Source organism: Pseudodesulfovibrio hydrargyri, from assembly GCF_001874525.1.
Lineage (GTDB): Bacteria > Desulfobacterota > Desulfovibrionia > Desulfovibrionales > Desulfovibrionaceae > Pseudodesulfovibrio > Pseudodesulfovibrio hydrargyri.
Window position 1 is genome coordinate 753,958 of sequence record NZ_LKAQ01000001.1, and the last position, 26,665, is coordinate 780,622.

The following is a 26,665-nucleotide window of genomic DNA, read 5'->3' on the forward strand; positions in this document are numbered from 1 at the left end:
TTCCGGCCCGCGCAAAACCATACTCAATGGCCGGAATCCACATCACACAGTAGGTAGAAATGGAAAACGACACACAGCATCCCGACAACGGGACCGAAACAACGGAAACCGGCCCCGCGCCGATCACCTTCGACACCCTGCCCGAGAACCTGCGGCAGGCCTGCGAACGCGCCGGATGGGACAGGCTCATGCCCGTCCAGGAGCGCGCCATCCCCTTCCTCCTCGACAACCAGGACGTCATGGTCCAGGCCCGGACCGGTTCCGGCAAGACCGGCGCCTTCGTGCTGCCGCTGGTGCACAAGCTCGACCCGTCCCGGCACACCTGCCAGGCCCTGGTCATGGTGCCCACCCGCGAACTGGCCAAGCAGGTCGCCCAGGAGGCGCGCATGCTGGCCGGCGACGGCTTCAAGGTGGTGGCCGTCTACGGCGGCGTGGGCTACAAGGAACAGCTCGACGCCTTCCGCGAGGGCGCGAACCTGGTGGTCGGCACCCCCGGCCGCATCCTTGACCACCTCATGCGCCGCAACCTGACTCTGGACGACCTCAAGGTCCTGATCTTCGACGAGGCGGACCGCATGCTCTCGGTGGGCTTCTACCCGGACATGCTCGAGGTCAAGCGGTACCTGCCGCGCAACATCGACGGGGCCTTCATGTTCTCGGCCACCTTCCCGCCCAGCGTGCTGCGCCTGGCCGAGGAGTTCATGGTCAAGCCGCAGTTCATGAGCCTCTCCTCGGACGAGGAGAACGTTTCGGCCATCGCCCACCAGTTCGTCGAGGTCCCGGCCATGGGCAAGGAACGCAAGCTCATCAAGCTCATCGAGCTGGAGAACCCGTCTTCGGCGATCATCTTCTCCAACACCAAACGGAACGTGGAGTTCACCGCCGCCCTGCTTTCCCAGTTCGGGTTCGACGCCGAGGGGCTGACCTCGGACCTGACCCAGAACAAGCGCGAGGCGCTCATGACCCGCATCAAGGCCGGGCAGCTGCGCTTCCTGGTGGCCACGGACGTGGCCGCGCGCGGCATCGACATCCCGGAACTGTCCCACGTGTTCATGATGGAGCCGCCCGAGGACCCGGAGTCCTACGTGCACCGCGCTGGCCGCACCGGGCGGGCCGGGGCCACGGGCACGGCCATCACCATGGTCGACGTCATCCAGAAGATGGAGCTCGAGCGCATCGCCGCCCGGTTCAAGATCCACTTCGAGGAGATCAAGGACCCCACCGAGGATGACGTGACCGCGATTATCGGGGAGCGGCTGACCGCCATCCTGGAAAAGAAATACCGCAAGCTGACCAATCTGCAGCGCGAGCGGGTCTCCCGCTTCCTGCCCCTGGTCAAGAAATACGCCGAGGACGAGGAGTCCCTGGCCTTGCTGGCCATGCTTCTGGACGAGCTGTACCAGCCCACCCTGCATGGCAAGCCCGCCGAGCCCGACACCGCTCCCGAGCCCCGGCGCGAACGGCCCGCCCCCCGCGAGCGCGGCGGCAGGGACCGACGGCCCGCGGACAAGCCCAGGGAGCGGCGTCCCGAGCGGTCCGCCCGGCCAGAGCAGCCCGCCCGGACCGAGGAACCGGCCCGCGACGACGAGCCGCGCGAACCCCGTGCCCAGCAGCAGGAACCCGGCGAATCCCGCGAGCCCCGGGCGGCCAAGGAGCAGCCCCGCCCGCCCCGGTCCAGGGGAAGACGAGCAGCCAAACCGCAGAACGACCGGCCCGCGCCCGAGCCCAAGGCCGCGCCGGAGGAGCCGCGCGACAGCGGCCCGGCCGGAGACGAGGACGGGGAATCCAGGCCCAAGGTCAAGCGGCGCAGGCGCAGAAGGCGGCGCAAGCCCTCCGGCAGCTAGGCCGTGAGCGGCGGGACGCTGATCCTCGGCCTGGCAGCAGGCTATCATTACGGCGACGTTCGCCCGTTCCTCGCCTCCCTGGACAGGGCGGCGTACGCGGGCGATCTCGTTTTATTCGTCTCGGAAACCACCCGCGACCTCGAACGAATGCGCGGGCACGGGGCCGAACTCCTGCCCATGGACCGGCCACCCGGCCTCGAGGACGTGCCCTGCAACGGGCTGCGCTACTTCCTGTACCTGGATTATCTGCGGACCCGCGGCAAAACCTACGGGCGCATCCTGATCAGCGACGTGCGCGACGTGATCTTCCAGGGCGATCCCTTCGACTTTCCCTGGCCGGACGGCGTCTGCTGCGCTTTGGAGGACCCCTCGGCCACCGTGGGGTCCTGCCCGTTCAACGCCCGCTGGGTGCGCGAACACCTGGGCCGGGCCGCACTTGAGGCCATCGCTGACCGGCCCGTGTCCTGCTCCGGGACCACCGTGGCCGACCACGGGGCCATGCTCGCCTATCTGGAAAAGATGACCGACCGGCTCCTGCCGCCGTCCACGGGCGAGTGCATGGCCGGGTACGACCAGGGTGTCCACAACCATCTCGTGCACACCGGCGGGCTGGACCGCCTGACCCTGTACGGCAATGACGGCCCGATCCTGACCCTGGCCCAGACCCGGGGCGAACCGTCAATCAACACGCGCGGCGAGATACTGAACCGGGCCGGGCGCGTGCCCCGCCTGGTCCATCAATACGACCGCAAGCCCTCGCTGTTCAAGATGATCCGGGAGCGGTTCGCCTGATCCGGCGGCCGCCAGCCCTCCCTTCGCCTATTCGCCCACGCTCGCCTTGATCTCGCGCAGGGTCTCCAGGTTGTCCAGGAAGAGGTCCGTGAGTTCGGGGTCGAAGTGTTTGCCCCGCTGCTCGCGGATGTGGGCGCACGCCTCGTCCTCTGGCCAGGCCTCCTTGTAGGGACGCCGGGAGGTCAGGGCGTCGAACACGTCGGCCAGGGCCACGATGCGGCCTTCCAGCGGGATGTCCTCCCCGGCCAACCCCTCGGGATAGCCCGTGCCGTCCCAGCGCTCGTGGTGGGTCAGGGCGATGCGCCGGGCCATGACCATGAGCCGGTTGTCGTGCTCGCCGATGATGGCCGCGCCGATGGTGGTGTGGGTCTTCATGATCTCCCACTCGTCGTGGTCGAGCCTGGCGGGCTTGGTCAGGATGTGGTCCGGGATGCCGATCTTGCCCACGTCGTGCATGGGAGCCGCGCTGTGGATCAGGTCGACCGCCTCCTCGTCCAGCCCGGCGGCCTTGGCCAGGGCCCGGCAATAGCCGCTCATGCGGACGATGTGCATGCCGGTCTCGTTGTCCTTGTATTCGGCGGCCACGCTGAGCCTGCGGATGATCTGCAACCGGGTCTCATAGAGATCGCGGGAGCGTTCGGCCACCTTCCGCTCCAGGGCCAGGTTCTGGTTGTGCAGGGCCAGATGGGTGCGCACCCTGGCCAGGACCACGGCCGGGCTGACCGGCTTGGTGATGTAGTCCACTCCGCCGACCTCGAATCCCCTGGTCTGATCCTGTTCCTGGTCGCGGGCCGTGACGAAGATGACCGGAATGTTCCGGGAGCGCAGGTCCGCCTTGATCCTCTCGCATACCGTGTAGCCGTCCATGTACGGCATCATGACGTCCAGGAGGACGATGTCCGGCGGGGTGCCCGAGTGGACGATGTCCAGGGCCTCGCGGCCGCTGAGCGCGGCCAGCACCCGGTATTCGTTCTTCAGAGTCTCCACCAGCAGATCGAGATTGGTGGGGATGTCATCCACAACCAGCACGGTCTGCTTTTCCCTGTCCGCCATGCGACCTCCGATATTCCTCGACACGCAGCCTGCCTGAAATCATCCCCACAAGGCTGCGTGCGCGCAATTATAATTGGTTTTTCCCGCAGCTCCCTCGGAGCGGAGTCAGGCTGATCCGGCAAACATCAATTACCTGATGAGGTTACGACGCAAAAAGAATACTCGTCTATTTATAATACATCGCAAATTTGTTTTGCTGGTATCATGGTCCCGGATCGAACAACCAGGACGGCACCGCAAATTGAGAAGTTAATGCTGAAACACTACTCCGACATGTCCCTGGCCCTGCGCAGCTTTCTCGGGACCGTCATCTTCCTGACCGCGCTTGCGGCCCTGGGCGTCTATTTCCTGTACGCGCAGGCGGCGCATTCCATCGAGCGGTCACTCAAGCTGAACGAAACCATCCACAACAGGATGATCGCCCAGAGCATAGATCTAGACCTCAAGACCCTGTTCATGGATCTCTACCTGGTGGCCAACCACGCGGAGACCAAATACTTCCTCCAGGACCGGACCGACGGCAACCAGCGCGACCTCGAGAGCGAGTTCATGGCCCTGAGCACCATCAGCAGGGCCTACGACCAGATCCGCCTCCTGGGCAACGACGGCATGGAACTGATCCGGGTCAACTACAACAACGGCCATCCCGCGCCGGTTCCCCCGGACCAACTCCAGAACAAGGCGGACCGGTACTACTTTCAGGATTCCCTGCCCCTGAAAAACGGCGAGATATACGTCTCCCCCTTTGACCTGAACATCGAGAACAAGAAGATCGAACTGCCCCTGAAGCCGATGATCAGGGTATCCACCCCCGTGTACGACGACACCGGGCGCCGCCTCGGCTTCGCCATCCTCAACTACCTGGGGCAGCGGATCATCGACCGCCTGGGCAAGGACGGCCATAACGAGGGCGAGCCGACCATGCTCCTCAACGAGAACGGCTACTGGCTCGCCTCCCCCTATCCGGAAAAGAACTGGGCCTTCATGTACGAAGACCGCAAGGACCAAAGCTTCAAGGCGGCACACCCCGAGACCTGGGCGCGGATCAAAACCATGGACGAAGGCCAGTTCTCCACTCCGGGGGGCGTCTACACGGTCAGCACCATCCGCGTCACGCCCGTGGACGCCACCGAGGTCAAGGTGGCCGAGTCCCACGCGTGGAAGGTGGTCTGCTTCACCTCCGAGGGCAATCTGCGGGCCTATGTCGCCCCGGTGCGGCTGCGCTATCTGACCATCTTCGGAGCCATCTTCCTGCTGTCCATCCTCATCGGCCTGACCAGAGCCCGGTTCTCCGCAGCCAGGGAACGCAACCGCCGGGACCTCGAGGCCGCCCGGCACGCCGCCGTTGAGGCCAACCAGGCCAAGAGCGATTTTCTGGCGCGCATGAGCCACGAGATACGCACTCCCATGAACGCCATCATCGGCCTGACCCACCTGGCGCTCAAGACCGAATTGACGGACAAGCAGGCGGACTACCTGTCCAAGGTCTCCCTGTCGGCCAACTCCCTGCTCGGGATCATCAACGACATCCTGGACTTCTCCAAGATCGAGGCGGGCAGGCTGACCGTGGACGAAGCCGACTTCCTCCTGGACGACGTGCTCAACAACGTCATCAACATGCTCGGCCTGGCGGCCGAGGAAAAGGGCATCGAGTTCCTGCTCCTGGTCCCCAGCACGGTGCCCAACCGCCTCAGAGGCGACGCGCTCCGGCTGGGCCAGATCCTGCTCAACCTGGCCAACAACGCCGTCAAGTTCACCAAAAAAGGCGAGGTCATCCTGCGCGCCCACCTCCTGGAACAGGACGGTGACACGGCGGTAATCCGGTTCAGCGTCCGCGACACGGGCATCGGCATCAGCCGGGAACACCTGAGCAGGCTGTTCCAGCCCTTCAGCCAGGCCGACGGCTCCATCACCCGCCAGTTCGGCGGGACCGGCCTCGGTCTGTCCATCTCCAAAAGGCTGGTGGAGATGATGGGCGGCGAAATGAGCGTGACCAGCGAGGAAGGCAAGGGCAGCGAATTCTCCTTCACCATCCCCCTGAAGCTCCAGCCCGACCATGGGGACGACACCTTCGAATACCCGACCGAGCTCAAAGGGCTGTGCGTCCTGGTGGTAGACGACAGCCGGATGTCCCGCCTTGTTCTATGCAAGGTTTTGGAATCGTTTACTTTTAAAGTTGAAGAGGCGAGCTGTGCGGCGGACGCCCTGACCCTGCTCGAGGAACGGGACCAAACCACCCCGTTCCGGCTGGTCATCACGGACTGGAACATGCCGGACACCGACGGCATCCAGTTGGCCCTGCGCATCCGCAAGAACCGGGCCATCGAACACAAGCCCAAGATCATCATGGTCACGGCCTACGGCCAGGAGTCCATCCGCCATCGGGCGCAGGAGATCGGCCTGGACGGGTACATGCTCAAACCATTCAACCGCTCCATCCTGTTCGACACCATCATGGACGCCCTGAACGGCGACGACGGAAAAAAGCCCAGGGTGTCCCTGCACATGGACCAGTCCGGGGTGCCGCCCAACCTGCCCGGCGCGCACATTCTCCTGGCCGAGGACAACGAGATCAACCAGCAGGTGGCCCGCGAAATCCTGGAGAGCGCGGACATCCGGGTGTCCATCGCGAACAACGGCCAGGAAGCTCTGGACATGGCCCTGGCCCAGGACTTCGACGCCGTGCTCATGGACATCCAGATGCCGGTCATGGACGGTTTCAAGGCGGTCAGGGGAATCCGCAGCGGAGGCAAGGACTCCCTGCCGATCATCGCCATGACCGCCCACGCCCTGGTGGGCGACCGGGAAAGGAGCATCGAGGCGGGCATGAACGACCACGTGACCAAGCCCATCGACCCCGAGGAGCTGATGCGGACCCTGTCCCAGTGGCTCCCGAAGCGCGAAGGCGAGGCGCCGCGCCGGCCCACGAAAACAGCCGCGCCCGTCCGGGCACCGGGGGTCATTCCCGATCTGCCCGGCGTGGACACGGACCAGGGGTTGTCCAGACTGCGCGGCAACGAAAAACTCTACCAGAAGCTGCTCCAGGATTTCGCCCAGGACAGCAGCGTTCTCCTGGACAAGCTGGCGGCCGACGCGGCGGCCGAGCGGTTCGACGCCTGCCGGGGCGTGGCCCACAACCTCAAAGGCGTGGCCGGAAGCATCGGGGCCGACCGGTTGCGCGAAGTCCTGGCCCGGCTCGAACAGACCCTGTTAAGCGGCCAGGGGGACCTGCACACCCGCATGGACGAGGCCGTGCGCGAGGCCCATCGGGTCGCCGACGGCATCCTCGCGGCCTACCCGCCCGAGGACGAACCCGAAATTCCGGCCGAGGACAAGGGCCGGATCGAGATTCAGGGGGTCCGGGCCATGCTGCCCGAACTCGAGGCGCTCCTCGGCCTGCTCGACCGCCACGACATCGACGCCCAGAAACTCTTCTCCACCCTGCGGGACAAGCTGGAGGAAAACGCGCCGTCCCAGGGCCGGACCATGGCCCGGCTCATCGACCAGTTCGACTTCACCTCGGCCGGAAACATCCTGCGCGAACTCATGGCCCATTGCCGTGAAGGCCAGTGCCCGGACGAAAAGCAGGAAGAAGAGGGATGAGCCCGGCCTAGGCCGAACGCACGGCCCAGGCGTGGAACTCGGCCCTCGCCTTGAAGCCCACGCCCACCGCGCCCTTGTGCAGATAGTAACAGAACGACCAGGTGGGGTCGTAGCCGCTGTCCGTGGACGACCAGTAGGCCTCGCGCACGTCCTTGAACGGGTGCCCCTCGGGCAGGGCCGGGTCAGCCCGCGAGCAGTCGGTCAGGGATTCCAGCTCCATGATGGCGGGCAGCCGCCAGGCCAGTCCGGTCTCGCGGGCCAGCGTATCCACGGCGCGGCCCGCCGCCACGCGGTCGACCATGCCACCGGCCAGGTCGGTGCTCCGGCGCCAGACCAGCCCGGTCATGCGGTCCTCGACCTCGTCGCCGTTCTCACGAAATCGTGGTTCGGGCCAGAGGCACCCCATGCGCAACGCCCCGTCCTGGCCGCTCCCGGCGCAGTCCACCGGGGAGCCGTCCGTGCCGAAACAGCCGGTCTGCCCGGTGGCCCACAGGGCCTTGGACTCCCCGCGCACGGGCCAGACCACCGCGTCGTCCGCCTTGTTGCCGAAAAACATGCGCCCGCCGCTGAACTGCACCCACCAGGCGTAGGCGTGGTCGCGGGCCGAGGTGGTGGCGGTCCAGCACTTGCCCGCCCAGACGTGCTCAAAGGGATGGCCGGGCGGCAGGGCCGGTTCGCGCTGCCCATGATCCACCAGGGAATAGAGCTCGCGGCGGTTGGGCAGCCGCCAGTCAGCGAAGCCGAAGCGGTTGTCGCGGTTCATGGCCTCGACGAACTGGAACGTCTCGGGCCAGGACAGTCCGGTCTCGGCGGGCTGGGCCAGCCGGGGCCAGACCAGCCCGGTCAGGTTGTCCTCGACCACGTCCCCCCTGACCGTGAAGCGGGATTCATGCGCGGCCCCCGTCATCCCAGCATGTACCTCACGGTGTAGCCGAAGGACGGGTAGGACCACGGCTGGCCCAGGAGGTCCTCGCGGGTCAGGCCGTGGCGGATGGCCATGCCGAAGATGTTGACCACCTCCTCGGCGTGGGCGCCCAGGTAGTGCGCCCCGAGGATGCGCCCCGAGCCCCGCTCCACCAGGATGCGGTAGCCCGCGTGGGCCATGCCCAGCCGGTTGTGCTCGGACCACTTGGCCGCGTCGCCCTCATAGATCTTGAAATCGTAGCCCTGCTCGCTGGCCTGCTCCACCAGCAATCCGGCGCAGGCCAGGACCGGGTGGGTGAAGACCGCGCCCGCCGTGCCCGAGAGGTCGGACCGGGCCGAATCCGGCTCGAGGATGTTGCGGACCACGGTGTCGGCCTGCAGGGCGGCCACCGGGGTCAGTGGGTGGCCCGGTTCCACGCAGTCGCCCGCGGCGAAAACGTTGGGATTGGACACGCTGCGCATGCGCACGTCCACGTCGATGCCGCTCGGTCCGCGCTGAACGCCCGCCTTGTCCAGGTCCAGGCCGTCCAGGTCGGGCACCCGGCCAGCGCCGCTCACGGCGGCGGCCGCCACGAACTCCATCTCCACGTCGTCCGGTCCGGCCACGATCACGCGCACGCCGTCCTCGAACGGCTCCACCGCCTTGACCGGATGGTCGGTGTGCACGGCCACGCCCTGATCCTGCATGGCCTGGACCAGCCTGCGGCCCAGGCTCTCGTCAAACCCCTTGAGCACGCGGCGGCTGCGGTGCAGGATGGTCGCCCTGGCCCCGGCGGCGGCCGCGATGCCGGCGAACTCGAAGGAGACGAATCCCCCGCCGATGAAGAGCATGGACTCGGGCAGTTCCTCCATATCCAGAAACCCGTCGCTGGTCATGAGCAGTTCCTCGCCCGGGATATCGAGCTTGCGCGGCACGGCCCCGGTGGCCACGACGATATGCTTGGCTGTCAGCGGGCCGATCTCCCCCACCTCCACCGTGTCCGGGCCGGTGAACCGGGCCTCGCCGTGGAAGGTGGTAACGCCCCGGCCGTGGAAGGAGTCGAAGACACGGTCCGAGATGGGATCGATGACCGAATGCTTGAAACGCATGAGCGAGGCCCAGTCCACGCGCAGGTTCCCGGCCACGCCGTGGGCGGCCATGTCGCGCACCCGGAGAATCTCGTGGGTCATGTCGGCCAGGGTCTTCTTGGGCTCGCACCCGCGCAGGGGGCACACCCCGCCCCAGCCGTTTTTCTCCACCACGGCCACGTCCAGCCCGGCCTCGCCCAGCCTGCGGGCGACGATGCCGCCCGCGGGGCCGGAACCGATCACGATCACATCATAAGTCTGTCGGGTCACTGGTCTGCTCCAGGTATGGTTCCAGGTTGACGGCCCGCCCTCGGCGAACCGGTTCGGTCCATCCTCGCATATTCACGCGGAATGTAAAGGGCGGGACGCCCCCGAAAGGAAACGTCCCGCCCGCTGCGGTAAATATCGGTCTCGGCCCGGCCTATCCGGCGGCCCCGCACACGGGTTCGGCCAGCCACTTGAGGTTGCGCACCGACGAGTAATCCGCCCGGCCCGCCAGAAAGTCCTCCAGCCGGGTGCGCGGCTCCCCGGCCAGCAGGGGCAGCAGGGGCTGGGCGACCCGCGGGATGCGCGTCAGACTCTCGCGGATGCGCGCGTCCCAGTCGTCGCCGTACACGTCGATGTCGTCCAGGCGCAGATGCTCGCGGCAGTGCTCGCAGCCGCAGCAGATGGCGTAGGGCTCCTGGATGTTGAGCAACCCGTACTCGGTGGTCAGCTCTTCCCCGGCCGCGATGTCGCGCACCGCGATCTCCAGGTTGTAGTCGGTCATCATGGTCGTCGGGTGACAGTTGTGGTTCATGTACCGGGCGTGGTCCCAACTGAGGACCAGGTTGCCGCACTTGTCGTGGTACATGTAAGTCTCCATGGCCGCGCGCTGGGGTTCGGGCAGATGGAGGAACGCCTCCGGACTCATGCTCACGTCGAACCGGTCGCGGACCACCACCACGGTCCCCCTGGGGATGGGGGCGGTGGCGAACACGCCCACGCCGATGGCCGGGTCCCCGGACAGGACCCGGGTGTTGGGATGGATCATCTGCACCCTCTCAATAGATGTAGCGCACCTGGTGCCGCTCGGCCTCGATGCGGTTGTGGATGGAACGCATGATGCGCTCGTACAGTTCGTCGCCCAGGACCAGGTCCTCAATGCCCGCGTCCACGTTGGGGTTGTCGTTGACCTCGATGACGTAGGCCTTGCCGCCCATGTCCTTGAGGTCCACCCCGTAGAGGCCGTTGCCGATGAGCGACGAGGCCTGGATGGCCGCCTTGAGGATGTGGGGCGGGACCTCGTCCACGGGTATGGTCTCGGACCGCCCGCTGAAGCCGTCGCCGTCCTGGTCCTCGCTCTCCTGCCAGTTGTAGATCTGCCAGTGGTTGTTGGCCATGTAGTACTTGCAGGCGAACAGCGGCTTGTTGTCGAGCAGCCCCACCCGCCAGTCGAAGTCCGAGACCAGGAACTCCTGGGCGATGACCAGGTCCGTGTGCTTGAACATGTCGACCAGCTTGTCGCCCAGCTCCTCCACCGAGGAAACCCGGAACACGCCCAGGGAAAAGGAACTCTCGGGCAGCTTCAGGACCAGGGGCAGGGGCAGGCTGTTCAGGAACTTCGGGGTGCACTCCTTGCGCGTCAGGTGCCAGCCGCGCGGCTGGTTGGCCCCGGCATGGGCCAGCCGCTCCTGGAGATAGACCTTGTTGGAGCACAGCATGATGGACCACGGGTCGTCCACGACCACCAGCCCCTCGGTGTAGGCGTGCCGGGACATGGCGTAGGTGTGGTTGTCCATGGCCGTGGTCTCGCGGATGAACAGGGCGTCGAACTCGCAGATGCGCCGGTGGTCCGCCTTGGTGATGAACTCCACGAAGAAGCCGACCTTTTCTGCGGCCTTGCGGAACTTTTCCAGGGCCATGGGGCTGGACGGCGGCGTGGGTTCCGTCGCGTCGGCCAGGATGGCCAGGTCGTACTGGTAGCTCTTCAGCCGGGGCCGGTTGTAGCGCTTCTTCAGGCAGAAGGCCTCGAGCGACGTGCGCAGCAGTTCGGGCCACTGCCGGGCCACCTGCCTGAGGTGCAGGAGCTTGACCTTGCGGAACTTCCAGCCGTCGTCGAGCCGCTCCATGACGATAGTGAAGAACGGGATGGCGAACAGGGAAAAGAGCTTGCGGGCCAGCTCGGCCCGACACGGGTCCGGGGTGCGCCCGAGGATGATGGTCAGCTCCAGGAGTGCGCCCTTTTCCGGCAGCGGCCTGGGGTGGATGGCGTCCTTGATCTCGTCGAGCAGGGACTGGGCCACCAGGGGCGTGGTCACGTCCTTCACGGTCATGACCGACGGGGTCACGCGGTGGTTGCGGGCCGAGGCCAGCAGGGAGACGTAGTAGCCCATGGAGTGGGTCTTGTACGAGGTGCACAGGTTCAGGACGTGGAACCGGTTGGACCCGGCGTAGTTGGTGTCCGCCAGATAATCGGTGGCCGAGCAGAACTGCACGCCCGGGCAGCAGTCCCGGACCCGGCCCGGCTCGTCCACCACGATGACCACGCTCTCGGGCGAGCCGTCGCGGCTCAGCTGGGACAGGACCATGCGCACGGCGGGCTCGGCCGGGCCGTAGTAGTCGGGCAGGGAGCGCACCGGCTCGAAGCCGAACTTGCGGTACCAGTTGACCAGCTTGGGGTTGTTCATGTCCGCTTCCAGGGTGACGCGCTCGTACCCGTGGCTGGCGGCGAACTCCACGATGTGCCGGACCAGGGCCTCGCCCAGGCCGAGCATGCGGTGCTCCTTGAGGATGGCCAGGGAGTAGACGCGCAGGGACCGCTTGTACTGGAAGACCACGGCGCATCCGGCCGGAACCGGCTTCTTGCGCCGGGCCCTGCCCTCGATGACCAGGGCCAGCTGGGACGGGCTGGTGATGCTGTGGCGCAGGCTGGCCTTTGAGGCGCGCCGGTTCTCGCTGAAGCCGGTCCGCTCGCAGGCCTCGAATAGAGGCAGGTCGTCCAGGGTCGCCGGGCGGACCGAGGAGGAGGGAAAGGAGACGGCTGGCGTCTCGCACGCAAGGCTCATGAAGCCTCCCGAAGTTGCAGGCCACCCGGGCCGCGATCATGCGCCCGAGAATGGCACTCCCATATACCCGGTTTTCGGGGAGGTAAACAGAAAACGCGTGGGTGCGGCGCACCTTTTTCGCAACGGCCTATCCCCTGCCGGTCCCGGCCCGGCCGGAGCGCAGGGAGGCCAGGAACGCACCGGGCGTGAACCGGTCCGGCCTGAGCTTGAAACAGGCGCTGAGCCGGGCCACCTGGCACGGGAGCAGGCCGCAGGATGCGAGCAGGTCGTCGCGGGTGAACAGTTCGGTAACCGGGCCGTCGAAACGCAACCGTCCGGACTCCAGGCTGACCGCCCGCTCGCAGTTCTCGGCCACGAAATCCATATCGTGGCTGATAAGTAGCACCGCCCTGCCCTGCCCGCTGAGTCCGTCCAGGGCCGAGGCCAGCAGCCCGGCCTCGAAGGCGTCCAGCCCTGCCGTGGGCTCGTCCAGGACCAGCAGGGGCGTGTCCATGGCCGCCACCGAGGCCAGCGCCAGCCGCTTGCGCTCGGACAGCCCCAGGTCGTAGGGGTTGGCCTCCTCCCGTCCGTCCAGGCCGAACAGGGCCAGGGACTCGGCCACGAGTTTGGCTGTGCGCGCGGGCGAAAAACCGAGGTTGCGCGGGCCGAAGGCGACCTCGTCGGCCACCCGCCCCTTGCATATCTGATCGTCCGGGTTCTGGAAGAGCAGGGCCGCCTTGCCCGCCAACTCGGCCACGGACAGGTCCGCCGCGGGCTCGCCGTCAAACAGCACCTCGCCCGAGGACGGACGCAGCAGCCCGTTCAGGTGGCGGGCCAGGGTGGACTTGCCCGAGCCGTTGCGCCCCACCAGGGCGATGCGCTCCCCGGCTTCGATGGACAGGGACACGTCGCGTAGGGCCTCGGTTCCGTCGGGATAGGCGAAGGTCACGCCGCGCAGTTCGGTCGGCATCAGCGCTCCCCCCCGGCCTCAAGCCCGGTCACGGCCTGTTCCAGGGTGACGGCCAGGGCGCGGCCCTTATCCCACATCCGGAGCTCCCGGGCCAGCCGGGCCACCTCGGTGTAGCGGTTGCCGGGCAGGCCTGTGCGGGACAATTCGGGCGAGGCCAGGACCTCCGCGGGCGGGCCGTCCAGGGCCACGCGCCCGTGATCCAGGACCACGACCCGGTCCGCGAACCGGGCGATCCACTCCAGGCGGTGCTCGGCCAGGATCACGGTACGCCCCTCGCGGCACAGCCCGTCCAGGGTCTCGAAGACCCGGACCGCGCCGCTCGGGTCGAGAAAGGTGGTCGACTCGTCCAGGACCAGGACGTCGGGATCGCTGACCAGAACCGAGGCCAGGGCGACCTTCTGCTGCTGGCCGCCTGACAGGTGCGCGGGCGACCGGGTGCCCAGATCCCCTATCCCGGCCAGCCGCAGGGCACGCTCCACGCGCTCGGCCATGAGGTCGCGTTCCACGCCCCGGTTCTCCAGGCCGAAGGCGACCTCCTCGAACACGGTGAAGCGCGCCCCCGAAAACTGGCTGGCCGGATTCTGCATGACCAGCCCCACGCGCAGGCCCAGGTCGGCCACGTCCGACTCGCGCGTGTCCAGGCCGTCCACCAGCACCCGCCCGGCCATGTCCCCGCCGTAGAGGTGCGGAATGACCCCGGCCAGGGCGTAGCACAGGGAGGTCTTGCCCGCGTTGTTGCGGCCGACGATGGCCGTGAACGTCCCCTCCTCGATGTCGAGGGTGATGCCGTCCAGCGCGGGCTTCTTGGCCGCCGGGTAGGTGTAGGTCAGATTGTCGAGTGAAATGTGCGCCATGGCTCAATGATGGAAAAAGGTCTTGATCTCGCGCACCAGGGCGTCCGGCTGTTCCTCGATAACCAGGTGTCCGGTTCCGGGCAGCTCCACCAGGGTCGAGCCGGGGATCATCCGATTGAGCAGGCGGCCCTTTTCAGGCGGAATCCAGGTATCCTCCCTGCCCCACAGGATGAGCACGGGCCGTTGTATGGACGGATACAAGTCCTGGACCTCGTCCGTGTACCGGCTGTCGGCCTGGGCCATCTGCCGGTAGAAGGCAGCCCTGCCCCGCGCGCCCGCCCACGGAGCGACGATGCAGGCCAGGGTCTCTTCGGGCAGGGGGGAAAAGGCGGCGGACCCCACGTAGGCCCTGACCACCGCCTCATGGATGTAGTCGGGCAGCCCGGCAAAGGCCGCCTCGTGCTCCCGGACATGGCGGAAGAACGGCGAGCCCCAGGGTGACACGGCCACCGGATCGATGAGCGCGATCTTCCTGAAATCCGTCTTGTCCAGCAGGTGGGCGCGCAGGACGGTGGTGCCGCCGAAGTCGTGCCCGACGACGAACGGATTCTCCAGCCCCCAGAACCCGATCAGTGCGGTCAGGAGCCGGTTCTGCACGCCCAGGGAGACGTCGTTGTCCGACTTGTCCGACTGGCCGTAGCCGAGCAGGTCGAACAGGTGGACCCGAAAGGAATCGGCCAGGCCCCGGGCCAGGTGGCGCAGGTTGAACGAGGACCAGGGCGTACCGTGGACCAGGACCAGGGGCTCCCCCCGCCCCATCACGTCGCAGGCCACCTCCCGTCCCTGGAAGGTGAAGGTCTGTCGCAGGTTCCAATCGGTGTCGGACATGGGTTCCTTTTCGTGCTTCGCCCGGCGGGCGGGCCTGGTGAAGACCGTTTCCGGTCAGCCTATGCGCCGAGCCCCGTTTTTACAACAATCCAGTACACGGCCACGCCCAGGCAGACGGCCAGCATGGCCCGGCGGGCCCACCGCTGGGCCGGAGAATCGGCCACCTCCCGCCAGGCCGTCCGGGGAGAGCGCGAGTTGAAACCGCGCACCTCGAGGGCCACGGCGCGCTGTTCGATGTCCATGATCGCGCCGAGCAGGAACGGCTTGACCAGGGGGACGAGCCCCTTCGCGCGTTTGAATATGTTGCCCTCGGAATCCAGGCCGCGCGCCCGCTGGGCCGCCTGGACCGTGGCCGCGCGCGCCCGCATGGCCGGGAGCATGAGCAGCGGGCTGCCCACCAGGAAGGCCAGCTTGGGCGCCCCCCCGGCCCGGGTCACGGCCGTGACCATGTCCGCCGGATGGGTGCACAGGACAAAGAGCAGGGAAGCGGACAGAAGCACGGCCACCTGGAGCAGGACGGTCATGGCAAAGACGAGCCCCTCACGGTGGACGGTGATCCCCTGCCAGGCCCAGACCACCGTGCGATTGCCAGGATAGAGCAGCCCATGGATGGGAAGCATGAAAAGCGCGAGCGGGAACATGATCCGCCAGACGAGCCCCCACGCCCTGGGCGCGGCCCCGGCCGAGAGCAGCAGGCAGCCGTCCAGGGCCAGGAGCGCGGCGCAGACCAGCCAGCGGGCCTCGGGCGCGGACGAGGGCACGGGCGCGCCGTAGGCCAGGGCCCCGGCCAGCAGGACCCAGGCCAGCTTGGTCAGCGGGTTGAGCGCGTGGACGAAGGAACGGCCCTCGACAAAGAGGGTCATGCCCGGGGAGGTGCCCTTCATGGACGAAGCGGCCCGGTCAGGAGACCGACCGCACGCCCGGGAACCGGGCCGTGGTCCGACCGGGCATGGCCTTGACCACGCCCCAGGCGATCAGGGCCGTGACCACCTTGTCCAGGAGGTTCGAGGTGAAGACCATGACCACCACCGAGCCGAACAGGTCGTTGCCCAGGGCGAGCATGTAGGCGGTGAAGAAATCCGCGCCCGAGCCGGTGATGCCGCCGAACATGTACAGCCGGATGGGCACGGCCACGATGGAGTTGAACACGGTGATGATCACGCCGCTTACAATGGCCAGCCACCAGGTGCGGAACAGGCCGTACCGGGCGCACAGCCCGGCCGCGATGCCGATGACCATGGCCACGGGAGCGAACGCGGCGGCCACGGGCGAGGAGATCACGCCCCAGATGAGGTTGGTCAGAAGGCCGGCCAGGCCGCCCGCCCACGGACCGGCCAGCACGCCGACCAGGACCGTGCCGATGGAATCGAGGAAGACCGGCAGCTTGAGCAGGGAGACGAGCTGCCCCACCACGATGTTCAGGACGATGGCCACGGCGATCAGCACGAAAGTGAACGTGCTGAATTCCTTCTTCAATTGCTCGGAAATGCTCATACCCTACTCCTCCTCCGGTTGCATGGTTTCCACGGCCAGCTCCGGGTACCCGGTTTGCGGGTCGAACGGCCGCGAGAAGCGCACGCCCGGCAGCAGGCCGAGCACGATCTCCGCCGTGGTGTATACCCGGCAGCCCTCCATCAGGTGCCCGCCGCTGGTCCCGCCCTCGCCGTCGGAAACGGCGATGTGGCAGTGCGCCCCGTCCGGCGAAAGCACGCCGGTCAGCGAAACGATCTCGAAATGTCCCGTGAGGGTGGCCGACTCCGGCCGGTCGGCGTACCGGATGACCGCCGTGGTCAGGCTGCCCACGCAGGCGAGGACGCAGCCCGCCCCGGCCCCGCTCTCCGCGAACAGCCGCTCCAGCTCCGCGAGCAGGTCCTGCCCCGGAGTCAGTCGCGCCGCCACCGCGGTCATGGTTGGCGCGTGTTCCATCACTGCCCCCTCGAAACGGTTTCATGGTCCGACCCGGCAAAGCCCGGCGGTACCGTGTATCCATCACTTACTATTGCACCGTCGAATCCTGTCAATATATTTTGTCTATTTGGAATTTGACACTGCGCCTCTCCCCCCAAGGCATAACCACCCGGACGATCCGTGAATGGACGGGAAACCGAAAAAAAAGAGGCTTGGAAGGACCCCCTCCCAAGCCTCTTCACTCTTATGGCGTTGTCCGGCCGGGCGGCCGGCTACATGATGAAGTCCGTGCTCAGGAAATTGGACTTGTGGTTACGGGCGATGTCCGAGAGCAGGGCCTTGTTGCGCGGGGTGCCCTTGGCCGCCACCAGGGTGCGGATGGAGAAGCAGCGCAGGGCGTCGCCCACGGACAGGGTGCCCTCGGCCGAGTCCTTGCGCCCGGTGAACGGAAAGACGTCCGGCCCGCGCTGGCACAGGCAGTTGACGTTGACCCGGCAAACCTGGTTGACCATGGGGTCCACCAGGGAGGCGACCTCGGCCGCGTCGTCGCTGAAGATGGACATCTGCTGGCCGTAGCGGGACTCGATGATGTAGCGGATGGGGGTTTCCACGTCCTTGAACGGCACGATGGGCACCACCGGGCCGAACTGTTCCTCGTGGTAGACCTTCATCTGCCCGTTCACCGGATAGAGCACGGCGGGATGGAACAGGGACCGGTCCACTGCCCCGCCGCCGGGGTTGACCACCTTGGCGCCGTGCGCCTCGGCGTCGGCCACCAGGTCGGTCAGGTACTGGATCTTGCCCGGCTCGGGCAGGGGCGTGATGCGCACGCCGTCGACCCAGGGCATGCCGATGGGCATGTTCTTGAGCCCCTCGTTGAAGCGGCGGATGAACTCGTCCACCACGTTCTCGTGGACAAAAAGAATCTTGAGCGCCGTGCACCGCTGGCCGCTGAAGGACAGGCTGCCGGACACGGCCTCGGACACGGCCAGGTCCATGTCGGCGGACTCCATGACCACGGCCGCGTTCTTGGCCCCCAGGCCGAGGATGCAGCGCAGCCGGTTGGGGCTGGGATGCAGCAGGCGCATGGCGTTGGCCGCCTCGCTGGAGCCGATGAAGGCCAGGACGTTGACGACCCCGGATTCGAGGATGGGCTTGACCAGCCTGCGGTTGCCGAAGATCAGGTTGACCACGCCCGCCGGGAAGCAGTCGCGGAACGCCTCCATGAGCGGCGCGAAAAGCAGCTTGCCGTGCCTGGGCGGCTTGATGATCACCGGGTTGCCCATGAGCAGGGCCGGGATGAGCGTGGCGAACGTCTCGTTCAGGGGGTAGTTGTACGGCCCCATGCACAGGGTCGGCCCGAGCGGCGCGCGCCGGACCTGGGCGTAGATGCCGGACTCGATGACGAAGCGCGACGAGGTCCGATCCAGTTCCTTGAGGGCGTCGATGGTGTCGCGGACGTATTCGATGGTCCGGTCGAACTCCACGCAGCACTCCTTGTACGGCTTGCCGATCTCCCAGCACATGAGGCGGACGATCTCGTCGCGCACCTCGATCATGCGGTGGGTAAAGTCCTCCACATGCTTGATGCGCCCGGCCACGGACATGGTCGGCCACAATCCCATGCCGTTGTCCCAGGCCCCCCGGGTGGAGGCCACGGCGGCCGCTCCGGCCGCTTCGTCCATATCCGGGCAGGACCCGATGTGCTTGGGGGCGTACACGCCGTCCACGGCGGTCTCTATGGCGGAGTCGACCCGCTGCGTCTCGCCCCCCCACTGTTCGATGCGGCCGTCGAGCAGGTACTCGGAGACCTCCAGCGGGGTGTCGATGCGGAACGGTTCGGGGATGGCGGATTCTTCGGGGAATAACGTGTTTGGTGAGCTCATGACGTCTCTGACTTCCAGGTTTGCCGAGACATGTTATTATGTCCGGATGGACACAATATGAAAGGCGCGCGCGGATGACAACCGCTTTTTGGGGCGAAAACCGGAGCGTCCGGCCCGCCGGGGCTTCCTAGCGGGCGATGGCCGCGAAGGAGGCCCGGGTCAGGGCGGCCAGGTCGGCCGGGGCGAGCTCGATGTCCAGGCCGCGCCGCCCGCCGCTGACGAACAGGCTGTCGAGCCCTTGGGCCGACGCATCGAGGACCGTGGGCAGCCGCTTCTTCTGGCCCAGGGGAGAGACCCCGCCGACCACATAGCCGGTGGTCCGCTCGACCACCTTGACCTCGGCCATGGCCGCCTTCTTGGCTCCCACGGCCTTGGCCATGGCCTTGAGATCGAGCTTGAGCAGGACCGGGACCACGGCCACGGCCAGGGTGCCGCCCGCGTCCACCACCAGGGTCTTGAAAACGCGCCCGGGGGGCACGCCGAGCTTTTCCGCCGCCTCCACCCCGAAGGACGGAGCCGCGGGATCGTGATCGTATTCGTGGACCGTGTACTTGATCTTGGCCTTCTTGGCCGCGTTGATGGCTGGCGTCATGGGCAGTTACCTAACGGATGGAGCCGGCCCGCGCAAGGGGCGCGGGGCCGGGTTGCGCGGTCACTTGTGCCTGCCGCCGATCACGGCCCGGATGGCCGCCCGGCCGGGCATGAGGAAGATCATCGGGATGAGCAGCAGGAACAGGCAGCCGAAGACGAACGAAATGTCGTTGTAGGCCATCATGGTCGCCTGGCGCATGACCTTCTGCTCGAGCAGGCCGAGAGCCAGACGCGTGGCGTGGACCGTGCCCACGCCCTTGGCCAGCAGGGCGTCCATGGTCCGGGCCAGGTATTCCTGAGTGGTCCGGCTCAGCTGGCTGACGTGCTCGGTCAGGTAGACGCGGTGGATGGCCTCGCCCCGGTCGAGCAGCACGGCGGCCAGGCTGTAGCCGATGTTGCCCCCCACCCGCCGGGTCAGGGTGTAGATGGAGGACGCGTCCGTCATCTGGCTCTTGTCCACGGTCATCAGGGAGACCGTGGACAGGGGCACGAACATAAACGGCATGCCGATGCCCATGACGATCAGGGGCGGGACGAGGTCCAGGAATCCGGCCGTGGTCGAGAGCTGCATGAGCTGGTAGTAGGCCAGGACGATGACCCCGAGGCCGGTCATGAGCAGCGGTTTGGCCCCGACCCGCTGGAAGGCCCAGCCCGCCAGCGGCATGCACAGGAGCAGGACCAGGGCGCGGGGGGCGAGGACCAGGCCTGACTCGAAGGCCGGGTAGCCGAGGATGCGCTGGGTGAACTGGGGCAGGACGAAGGTGGTCCCGAACAGGGAGACGCCGAAGACCAGCCCCATGACCGAGCCGAGCACCAGGTTGCGGTCCTTGAGCACGCGGAAGTTGACCACCGGCTCCCTGCTGCGCAGCTCCCAGAATATCAGCACGAGCAGGGCCGCAGCCGAGGCAACGGTCCACCAGACGATCATGGAGGATTCGAACCAGTTCTCGTCGTTGCCCCGCTCCAGGACCACCTGCATGCCGGTCAGACAGACGGTCAGCAGGATGATGCCGAGCCAGTCCACGGAGCGGATGCCCCGGCGCAGGTACGGCGGGTCATGGATGAAACGCATGGTCAGGAGCACGCCCACGGCGCAAAAGGGCACGTTGATGTAGAATATCCACGGCCAGCCCCAGGCGTCGGTCAGCCAGCCGCCGCAGATGGGGCCCAGTGCCGGGGCCAGGACCACGCCCATGCCGTACAGGGCCATGGCCATGCCCTGCTGTGCCGGGGGAAAGGTCTCGCGCAGGATGGCCTGGGACACGGGGATGAGCGCCCCGCCGCCGATGCCCTGGAGAATCCGATAGATGATCATCTGGGAAAAGGAGGTCGCCGTGCCGCACAGGATGGAGCCGATGGTGAACAGGGCGAACGAGGCCAGATAGTAGTTCTTGCGCCCGAGCAGCGCGGACCACCAGCCGGACATGGTGACCATGATGATCTCGGCGATGGAATAGCTGGTGGCCACCCAGGTGATGGCCGAGAGGTCCGAGCCGAAGCCGCCCATCATGTGGGGCATGGACACGTTGACCACGCTGGTGTCCATGACCGCCATGAACGCGCCGAACACCACGGTGGCTGCGATGGTCCACCGTTCGGCCGGAGTCATCTCCTCCGGGTCCTTGTACAGGCTCATGGCTATTGCATCGCCGTGGCGCGGCCGGGATCCGCCGCAGCCAGGCCGTCATGCCCCGGCCGGTCCGCCAGATCCACGTCCGGGATCACGGACATGCCCGGGGCCAGGAGATAGCCGTTGCCGCCGTTTCGCCGGTCCAGGACGATCTTCACCGGCACGCGCTGGACCACCTTGATGAAGTTGCCGGTGGCGTTTTCGGGCGGCAGCAGGGTGAACCGGGAGCCGGTGCCGCGCTGGATGGAGTCCACGCGCCCCTTGAAGACCACGTCGGGATAGGCGTCCACCTCGATGTCCACGGGCTGGCCGGGCCTCATGCCGGAAATCTGGGTCTCCTTGAAGTTGGCCACCACCCACACGTCGCGCCCGACCACGGACAGGAGCTGCTGGCCCACCTGGACGTAGGCCCCCGGCTCCACGGACTTCTTGGTCACGAAGCCGGCGCACGGGGCGGTGATCCGGGTGTAGGACAGGTCCAGCTCGGCCTGGCGGACCTGGGCCTCGGCCTCGTTGGCCTCGGCGCGGCGCTTGTCGACCACGGCCTGGGCCTGGAGCAGTTCGTCCTCGGCGGCCTGGGCCGAGGCCACGGCCTGGCGGATCTGGGCCGACTGGGTGTCGATCTTCTTCCTGGCGGACAAGAGCTTGGCCTTGGACACGGCGGCTTGTGCGCGGGCGTGGTCGTATTCCTGGCGGGACACGGCCCCGGCCTCGACCATCTCGTCCATGCGCTTGAAATCGTTCTCGTCGCGGCTGTGCCCGGCTGCGTATTCGTCCACCCCGGCCCTGGCCTGGGCCAGTTCGGAACGGTTGGAGGACAGGGCAGCGTTGCGCTGGGCCACCAGGGAGCGCGCGGCCGAAACCTCGGCCTCGGCCTCCTGCATGGCCGCGTCGGCGGACTGCAGCCGCGCCTTGGCCACGTCCAGGGCCACCTGGAAGGTACGCTGGTCCACCTGAACCAGCAGGTCGCCCTTTTCCACCCACTGGTTGTCGTGCACCGGCACCTCGGCCACGTGCCCGGCCACGCGCGGGCTCATGGAGACCACATGGGCCTCCACAAAGGCGTCGTCCGTGGATTCGTGGGTCATGATCCGCAGGTACAGGGGATAGCCCAGGGCCACGGCCAGGACCAGGACCACCGGTCCCAGGACGAGCAGGGTCTTCCTGGACCCCAGCCCCTTGCGCTTGGCGATCAGCCCCTTGAGCCTGGAGGCCGGGCTGTTGTTCGCGTTATCGTCACTCATCGGTTTCCCTCAAAAAAATACTTGAAATACCCTATGGCGCGGCGTCCCGGCCGAACCGGGAACGGACATCCGCCGCCTTACCGTTCCAGAGCGAGCCCGCGCAGGACGAATCCGCTGGCGTGGCGGCAAACCGAATCCAGGTCGGCGTTCGCGGGCGCGAACAGGCAGACCGCCCGAACCAGTCCGGAGATGTATCGGGCCGTCAGGTCCGGGGCCTCGTCGCGGAACACGCCCTTGTCGATGCCGCGCCGGATGATCCTCGCGAACAGATCCCAGAGGTCTGCGCGCAGCTGTTTCCACTCGTCGGTCACCGGGCAGGTGATCACGGAACCCAGCAACTCCATGTTGAAGGAGGTGGTATGGAAATGCTCGGCCAGGATGCGGACCACTCCGGCCAACTGCTCGCCCGGGCCGAGGGCGTTCTCGTCCAGAAAGCGGCGCATGGAGTCGATCAGGGTGGAGAACTCCCGGAACAGGACCGCGAAATAGAGGTCGTCCTTGCTCTTGAAATAGAGGTACAGGGTCCCCTTGCCCACCGCAGCCGCGCGGGCCACGTCGCTCAAGAGAACCTTGTGAAAGGGCTGCCGGGAAAAAAGCTCGGCCGCCGTGTCCAGGATGCGTTGTTCCTTTGCGCTGTCTTCCTTCATCGCCTGTCTTCCTTAGTTCTGCATGGGCGTCGGAAGGCCCCGGCTTCAGGCCGGGGTCCCGCGGACATGGTCAGTACTGACCGGTCAGTATTGAAAGGCATGGATTACGCGCCAATTAGTTGCACTGTCAACGACTGACCCGGAGTACTAGAAAAAAGTCGCCCGGGAGGCGGTTTCTATCGCATTCGGCCTAAAGAAACATAACTCTTCGCCGAAACAAGACATGAACGCATGTTCACACAACAAGGGGAATACCGTGCGTATCGACGAAACCAACACCATGCGCATAGCTCTGACCATCGGCAAGAAGCCCGGTGAAGACGAGGCCAAAGGGACATCCCCCGCCGGGGGAGGCGGAGTGGACCTGAGCGGCATCACTTCCAACAACATGCTGGCATCCAATTTCTTCGACAAGGACTACCAGCAATCCAAATACGCCACCGGCCTGCTCGACTCCCTCAAGATGGAGAACACGTTCACTACCCAGCTCCAATCCCTGGTGCAGCAAGGCGGATTGGTCGCCCCCTCCGATATGGACAACTACGCCAAGAGAATCCTGGCCGCCGACGAGGCCGCGAGCAAGGTCGAGGACGTGGTCGAGGGCGAAGTCTCGGACGCGGTAGGCGAAGAGGTCGAGAAGAACACCGACGAGATGGAGGAAGCGGTGGACAAGAAGATCGCCGGGGATCAGGACCGGACCGCCCAGGTCCCGACCGACGCCGCGGACGCCACCGAGACCGCCAACGCCGTGGAATCGCCTTCCGAAGATGAGGCCGAAACCCCGGAGACACCCGAGGTCCCTGTCGTCGAGGCCGCCGCGCAGGAGGAACAGCCACAAACCCAGGCCCCGGCCGAGGCCGAGCCTGGAGCGGCGGCCGGAACGCAGGTCGACGTCCCGCCCGGCGAGCACATCGACATGGTCATCTGATCCGCCCCGCGAAACAGCTTCCCGCCAGGGCCGGGGGGGCTTGCCCGGCCCCGTCCCCTTGCCTTTTCCCTGTCCGCGGCATAGTGTGAAAACACTTGCAAATCATGCGGATGAAGGGAAGCGGCGTGGTCAGACCCAATCTGAGACATACCATCATACTCGGCATAGCCATCTTCACCCTGGCCTTCGGCAGCATCGCCCTGCTCTCCCTGTCCAACCTGAACAGGCTGCAGGAGGCGGTCCTTCTGGTGGAACGGGCAGACGATCTGCGCAACCTGATTCTCGAAATCCGCCGCGAGGAAAAGAACTTCTTCCTCTACCAGGACAGCTCCCTGTTCTCCGTGGGCCGCGAGAACCTCAACCGCGCCGGGACCATCCTCGACGAGCTGTCCGGCGAGATCGCCAAGCTCCACGGCGAGGCGCACGGCGCCGACCTGGACCAGGGCATGCGGCGCTACGGCGAACTGCTCACCCGGTTCAGCAACGCGGCCGGGGACATCGGCGAGAACAGCCCGGCCGCCCATGCCCTGCGCGAGACCGGCCAGAACCTGGTGGAGCACTCCAGGGCCATCGCCGAGCTGGAGCGCGACAACATCCTGAACATCAACCAGCGGCTGCGCATGACCCTGTTCATCTCCATGGGCGTGGTCGCCCTGGTGGTCCTGGCCCTGGTGATCTTCGTGTCCAAGGCCATCCTCGGGCCGCTGACCCAGGTTCAGGCGGCCACGCGGCGCATCGCCCAGGGGACCTTCGTGCCCCTGGCCGTGCGCGAGGACGGCGACGAGATCCAGCAGGTCTTCGTGGCCCTCAACTCCATGGTCGACGAGCTCAAGAAGCGCCAGACCCAGCTGGTCCAGGCGCAAAAGCTTTCGTCCATTGGCACGCTTGCCTCGGGCATCGCCCACCAGCTGAACAACCCGCTGAACAACATCTCCACCTCGGCCCAGATCCTGGCCGAGGAGACCGGCGGCAAGGATCGGTTCGCGGACAAGATGATGGCCAACATCACCCAGGAAACCCTGCGTGCCCGCGACATCGTCAAGGGGCTGCTCGAATTCTCCCGGCACAAGGACTTCTCGCCCGCGCCGTGCAATCTCAGGGAAGTCCTGGAGAGCGCGGTGCGCCTGGTCTCGGGCCAGCTCGGGCCGCGCATCGGCGTGGACATCCGGGTGCCGGACGACGTGACCCTGTACCTGGACCGGCAACGCTTCCAGGAGGCCCTGCTCAACCTGATCATCAACTCCATACAGGCCATCGGCGACGCGGACGGAACCATCACGATCGAGACCTCGCGGGAGACGGACCACAAGGTCCTGACCATTTCCGACAACGGGCCGGGCATGTCCCCGGACACCCTGCAGCGCATCTTCGACCCGTTCTTCTCCACCAAGGAGGTGGGCCAGGGCACGGGCCTGGGCCTGTACATCGTCTACGGCATCATAGAGGAGCACCGGGGCACCATCCGTGTGGACTCCGCCCCCGGCGAGGGGACCTCCTTCATCATCAAACTCCCCCTTGAGCCCGAGGAGAACGCATGACGGCCGCGTCCATCCTGGTCATTGAAGACGAACGCATCGCCCGCGAAAACCTGACCCACGTCCTGACCGGGAGCGGGTACATGGTCACGGCCATCGCCTCGGCCGAGGAAGGCATGCGCGAGCTGGACAAGAAGGAATTCGACCTGGTCATCACCGACCTGATGCTGCCCGGCATGGACGGCATCCAGCTGCTCGAGCACATCCGCGCCCACCATCCCCTGACCATCGTCATCGTGGTCACGGGCCACGCCACCGTGGCCAACGCGGTCAAGGCCATGCAGAAGGGGGCGCACTCCTACATCGCCAAGCCGCTCAAGCTCGACGAACTGCGGCTGCAGGTGGAGCGCGCCCTGGAGCAGCACGCCCTGTCCGTGGAGGTCCGGCGGCTGCGCGAGATCATCGCCCAGGGCAAGCGCGACCTGCCTCTGGTGGGCGAGAGCGACGCCTTCGTGCAGCTCAAGAAGGACGTCCGCCAGTTGGCCCAGATGAACTGCAACGTGCTCATCCAGGGCGAGACCGGCACCGGCAAGGAGCTGGTGGCCCAGGGCATCCACATGCTCTCCACCCGGTCGGGCGAGCGGTTCATGGCCATCAACTGCGGGACCTTCACGGCCGAGCTCATGGACAAGGAGCTGTTCGGCCATGAAAAGGAGGCCTTCACCGGGGCCAACCGGGGCCAGAAAGGCATCCTGGAGGCGGCCGACGGGGGCACGGTATTCTTCGACGAGATCGGCGAACTGCCGCTGAACATGCAGGTCAAGCTGCTGCGGGTGCTGCAGGAGCGCAACTTTCTGCGCGTGGGCGGGACCAAGGAGATTCCGGTGGACATCCGGGTCATCGCGGCCACCAACTGCGATCTGCACGAGCTGGTGGAGAAAGGCGAGTTCCGCCAGGACCTCTACTACCGCCTGAACGTGGTCACCCTGCACGCCCCGCCCCTGCGCGAACACCGCGAGGACATCCCCATCCTCATCGGCCATTTCCTGGAAAAGCACCGCCAGCCGGGCCAGACCATCAACTCCATAGACCAGGATACCCTGGACATCCTCATGTCGTACCCGTTCCCGGGCAACGTGCGCGAGCTGGAGAACATCGTCCAACGGGCGCTGGCCCTGGGCCAGGGCACGACCTTCACCCCCGAGCTGCTGCCCGCCGAGATCGCGGAGACCGAGGCCAAGGCGCCGCTGGCCACCCTGGAGGACATGGAGAAATCCTACATCAGAAAGGTGCTGGCCTCATCGGCCGGGAACAAGACCCAGGCCGCGCGCATCCTGGGCATCGACCGCGTCTCCCTGTGGCGCAAAATCAAGCGCTACCACCTGGAATAGGTT

The 26,665-nt window shown here is 66.6% G+C and carries 21 protein-coding genes and 1 pseudogene; 6 read left to right on the forward strand and 16 right to left on the reverse strand.

Translation table 11 applies throughout. The features are described from left to right. The first annotated feature begins 59 nt into the window (after positions 1–59). Complete coding sequence (locus tag BerOc1_RS03495) at positions 60–1,844, forward strand: DEAD/DEAH box helicase (RefSeq protein WP_071544313.1); 1,785 nt, start codon at positions 60–62, stop codon at positions 1,842–1,844. A gap of 3 nt (positions 1,845–1,847) precedes the next feature. Continuing rightward, positions 1,848–2,636, forward strand: a complete 789-nt coding sequence (locus BerOc1_RS03500) for a hypothetical protein (protein ID WP_071544314.1) — start codon at positions 1,848–1,850, stop codon at positions 2,634–2,636. Between the two features lie 27 nt (positions 2,637–2,663). Here the strand turns inward: BerOc1_RS03500 and BerOc1_RS03505 are convergent, their stop codons facing one another. Further along, positions 2,664–3,689, reverse strand: a complete 1,026-nt coding sequence (locus BerOc1_RS03505) for an HD-GYP domain-containing protein (protein WP_071544315.1) — start codon at positions 3,687–3,689, stop codon at positions 2,664–2,666. A 252-nt stretch (positions 3,690–3,941) separates the two neighbouring features. Here BerOc1_RS03505 and BerOc1_RS03510 point away from each other — a divergent pair, with 252 nt between their 5' ends. Then, on the forward strand, positions 3,942–7,292 hold the full coding sequence (locus BerOc1_RS03510; protein ID WP_071544316.1) for a response regulator: 3,351 nt from the start codon (positions 3,942–3,944) through the stop codon (positions 7,290–7,292). 7 nt (positions 7,293–7,299) lie between these two features. Here the strand turns inward: BerOc1_RS03510 and BerOc1_RS03515 are convergent, their stop codons facing one another. The 15 genes and pseudogenes from BerOc1_RS03515 to BerOc1_RS03585 form a co-directional block, all read right to left on the reverse strand. Then, entirely contained in the window at positions 7,300–8,199 is a 900-nt protein-coding gene (locus BerOc1_RS03515) for an Lcl C-terminal domain-containing protein (RefSeq protein ID WP_071544317.1), read from the reverse strand. Then, entirely contained in the window at positions 8,196–9,554 is a 1,359-nt protein-coding gene (locus BerOc1_RS03520) for a dihydrolipoyl dehydrogenase family protein (protein WP_071544318.1), read from the reverse strand. Before BerOc1_RS03520 ends, BerOc1_RS03515 begins: the two co-directional genes overlap by 4 nt. A gap of 151 nt (positions 9,555–9,705) precedes the next feature. Beyond that, complete coding sequence (locus BerOc1_RS03525) at positions 9,706–10,317, reverse strand: SET domain-containing protein (protein WP_071544319.1); 612 nt, start codon at positions 10,315–10,317, stop codon at positions 9,706–9,708. A 10-nt stretch (positions 10,318–10,327) separates the two neighbouring features. After that, positions 10,328–12,331: a GNAT family N-acetyltransferase gene (locus tag BerOc1_RS03530; RefSeq protein WP_071544320.1), complete on the reverse strand. Its 2,004-nt coding sequence runs from the start codon at positions 12,329–12,331 to the stop codon at positions 10,328–10,330. Between the two features lie 127 nt (positions 12,332–12,458). After that, positions 12,459–13,280 carry an energy-coupling factor ABC transporter ATP-binding protein gene (locus BerOc1_RS03535; protein WP_071544321.1) on the reverse strand — a complete coding sequence of 274 codons (822 nt, stop codon included), beginning with the start codon at positions 13,278–13,280 and terminating at the stop codon, positions 12,459–12,461. A gap of 323 nt (positions 13,281–13,603) precedes the next feature. Beyond that, positions 13,604–14,134, reverse strand: a pseudogene (locus tag BerOc1_RS19490) (energy-coupling factor ABC transporter ATP-binding protein); the annotation flags it as partial. 3 nt (positions 14,135–14,137) lie between these two features. Then, on the reverse strand, positions 14,138–14,962 hold the full coding sequence (locus BerOc1_RS03545; RefSeq protein WP_071544323.1) for an alpha/beta fold hydrolase: 825 nt from the start codon (positions 14,960–14,962) through the stop codon (positions 14,138–14,140). A 59-nt stretch (positions 14,963–15,021) separates the two neighbouring features. After that, on the reverse strand, positions 15,022–15,846 hold the full coding sequence (locus BerOc1_RS03550; protein ID WP_071544324.1) for an energy-coupling factor transporter transmembrane component T family protein: 825 nt from the start codon (positions 15,844–15,846) through the stop codon (positions 15,022–15,024). A gap of 16 nt (positions 15,847–15,862) precedes the next feature. Next, positions 15,863–16,456 carry an ECF transporter S component gene (locus BerOc1_RS03555; protein WP_071544325.1) on the reverse strand — a complete coding sequence of 198 codons (594 nt, stop codon included), beginning with the start codon at positions 16,454–16,456 and terminating at the stop codon, positions 15,863–15,865. 3 nt (positions 16,457–16,459) lie between these two features. After that, positions 16,460–16,888 carry a PPC domain-containing DNA-binding protein gene (locus tag BerOc1_RS03560; protein ID WP_242652847.1) on the reverse strand — a complete coding sequence of 143 codons (429 nt, stop codon included), beginning with the start codon at positions 16,886–16,888 and terminating at the stop codon, positions 16,460–16,462. Positions 16,889–17,142: 254 nt separating this feature from the next. Further along, positions 17,143–18,756 (reverse strand): aldehyde dehydrogenase family protein, encoded by a 1,614-nt coding sequence (locus BerOc1_RS03565; RefSeq protein WP_071544327.1) that lies wholly within the window; start codon positions 18,754–18,756, stop codon positions 17,143–17,145. A gap of 127 nt (positions 18,757–18,883) precedes the next feature. Then, positions 18,884–19,348, reverse strand: a complete 465-nt coding sequence (ybaK, locus tag BerOc1_RS03570) for a Cys-tRNA(Pro) deacylase (RefSeq protein WP_071544328.1) — start codon at positions 19,346–19,348, stop codon at positions 18,884–18,886. 60 nt (positions 19,349–19,408) lie between these two features. Then, positions 19,409–20,983 (reverse strand): DHA2 family efflux MFS transporter permease subunit, encoded by a 1,575-nt coding sequence (locus BerOc1_RS03575; protein WP_165610773.1) that lies wholly within the window; start codon positions 20,981–20,983, stop codon positions 19,409–19,411. 2 nt (positions 20,984–20,985) lie between these two features. Then, entirely contained in the window at positions 20,986–22,221 is a 1,236-nt protein-coding gene (locus BerOc1_RS03580) for an HlyD family secretion protein (protein ID WP_071544329.1), read from the reverse strand. A gap of 77 nt (positions 22,222–22,298) precedes the next feature. Beyond that, complete coding sequence (locus tag BerOc1_RS03585) at positions 22,299–22,868, reverse strand: TetR/AcrR family transcriptional regulator (protein ID WP_071544330.1); 570 nt, start codon at positions 22,866–22,868, stop codon at positions 22,299–22,301. A 256-nt stretch (positions 22,869–23,124) separates the two neighbouring features. Here BerOc1_RS03585 and BerOc1_RS03590 point away from each other — a divergent pair, with 256 nt between their 5' ends. From BerOc1_RS03590 to BerOc1_RS03600, 3 genes are all read left to right on the forward strand, one after another. Next, positions 23,125–23,796 carry a hypothetical protein gene (locus BerOc1_RS03590; protein ID WP_071544331.1) on the forward strand — a complete coding sequence of 224 codons (672 nt, stop codon included), beginning with the start codon at positions 23,125–23,127 and terminating at the stop codon, positions 23,794–23,796. A gap of 125 nt (positions 23,797–23,921) precedes the next feature. After that, positions 23,922–25,334, forward strand: coding sequence for a sensor histidine kinase (locus tag BerOc1_RS03595; RefSeq protein ID WP_084641041.1), 1,413 nt, complete (start codon positions 23,922–23,924; stop codon positions 25,332–25,334). Then, positions 25,331–26,662: a sigma-54-dependent transcriptional regulator gene (locus BerOc1_RS03600; protein WP_071544333.1), complete on the forward strand. Its 1,332-nt coding sequence runs from the start codon at positions 25,331–25,333 to the stop codon at positions 26,660–26,662. The genes BerOc1_RS03595 and BerOc1_RS03600 overlap by 4 nt, the downstream gene beginning before the upstream one ends. Positions 26,663–26,665: the final 3 nt, after the last annotated feature.

Bases quoted from the DNA above. Each gene is read 5' to 3' on its own strand.
- BerOc1_RS03495 (WP_071544313.1), top strand. From the start codon at position 60: ATGGAAAACGACACACAGCATCCCGACAACGGGACCGAAACAACGGAA.
- BerOc1_RS03505 (WP_071544315.1), bottom strand. From the start codon at position 3,689: ATGGCGGACAGGGAAAAGCAGACCGTGCTGGTTGTGGATGACATCCCC.
- BerOc1_RS03510 (WP_071544316.1), top strand. From the start codon at position 3,942: ATGCTGAAACACTACTCCGACATGTCCCTGGCCCTGCGCAGCTTTCTC.
- BerOc1_RS03515 (WP_071544317.1), bottom strand. From the start codon at position 8,199: ATGACGGGGGCCGCGCATGAATCCCGCTTCACGGTCAGGGGGGACGTG.
- BerOc1_RS03525 (WP_071544319.1), bottom strand. From the start codon at position 10,317: ATGATCCATCCCAACACCCGGGTCCTGTCCGGGGACCCGGCCATCGGC.
- BerOc1_RS03530 (WP_071544320.1), bottom strand. From the start codon at position 12,331: ATGAGCCTTGCGTGCGAGACGCCAGCCGTCTCCTTTCCCTCCTCCTCG.
- BerOc1_RS03535 (WP_071544321.1), bottom strand. From the start codon at position 13,280: ATGCCGACCGAACTGCGCGGCGTGACCTTCGCCTATCCCGACGGAACC.
- BerOc1_RS03545 (WP_071544323.1), bottom strand. From the start codon at position 14,962: ATGTCCGACACCGATTGGAACCTGCGACAGACCTTCACCTTCCAGGGA.
- BerOc1_RS03550 (WP_071544324.1), bottom strand. From the start codon at position 15,846: ATGAAGGGCACCTCCCCGGGCATGACCCTCTTTGTCGAGGGCCGTTCC.
- BerOc1_RS03555 (WP_071544325.1), bottom strand. From the start codon at position 16,456: ATGAGCATTTCCGAGCAATTGAAGAAGGAATTCAGCACGTTCACTTTC.
- BerOc1_RS03560 (WP_242652847.1), bottom strand. From the start codon at position 16,888: ATGGAACACGCGCCAACCATGACCGCGGTGGCGGCGCGACTGACTCCG.
- BerOc1_RS03565 (WP_071544327.1), bottom strand. From the start codon at position 18,756: ATGAGCTCACCAAACACGTTATTCCCCGAAGAATCCGCCATCCCCGAA.
- ybaK (WP_071544328.1), bottom strand. From the start codon at position 19,348: ATGACGCCAGCCATCAACGCGGCCAAGAAGGCCAAGATCAAGTACACG.
- BerOc1_RS03575 (WP_165610773.1), bottom strand. From the start codon at position 20,983: ATGAGCCTGTACAAGGACCCGGAGGAGATGACTCCGGCCGAACGGTGG.
- BerOc1_RS03580 (WP_071544329.1), bottom strand. From the start codon at position 22,221: ATGAGTGACGATAACGCGAACAACAGCCCGGCCTCCAGGCTCAAGGGG.
- BerOc1_RS03585 (WP_071544330.1), bottom strand. From the start codon at position 22,868: ATGAAGGAAGACAGCGCAAAGGAACAACGCATCCTGGACACGGCGGCC.
- BerOc1_RS03600 (WP_071544333.1), top strand. From the start codon at position 25,331: ATGACGGCCGCGTCCATCCTGGTCATTGAAGACGAACGCATCGCCCGC.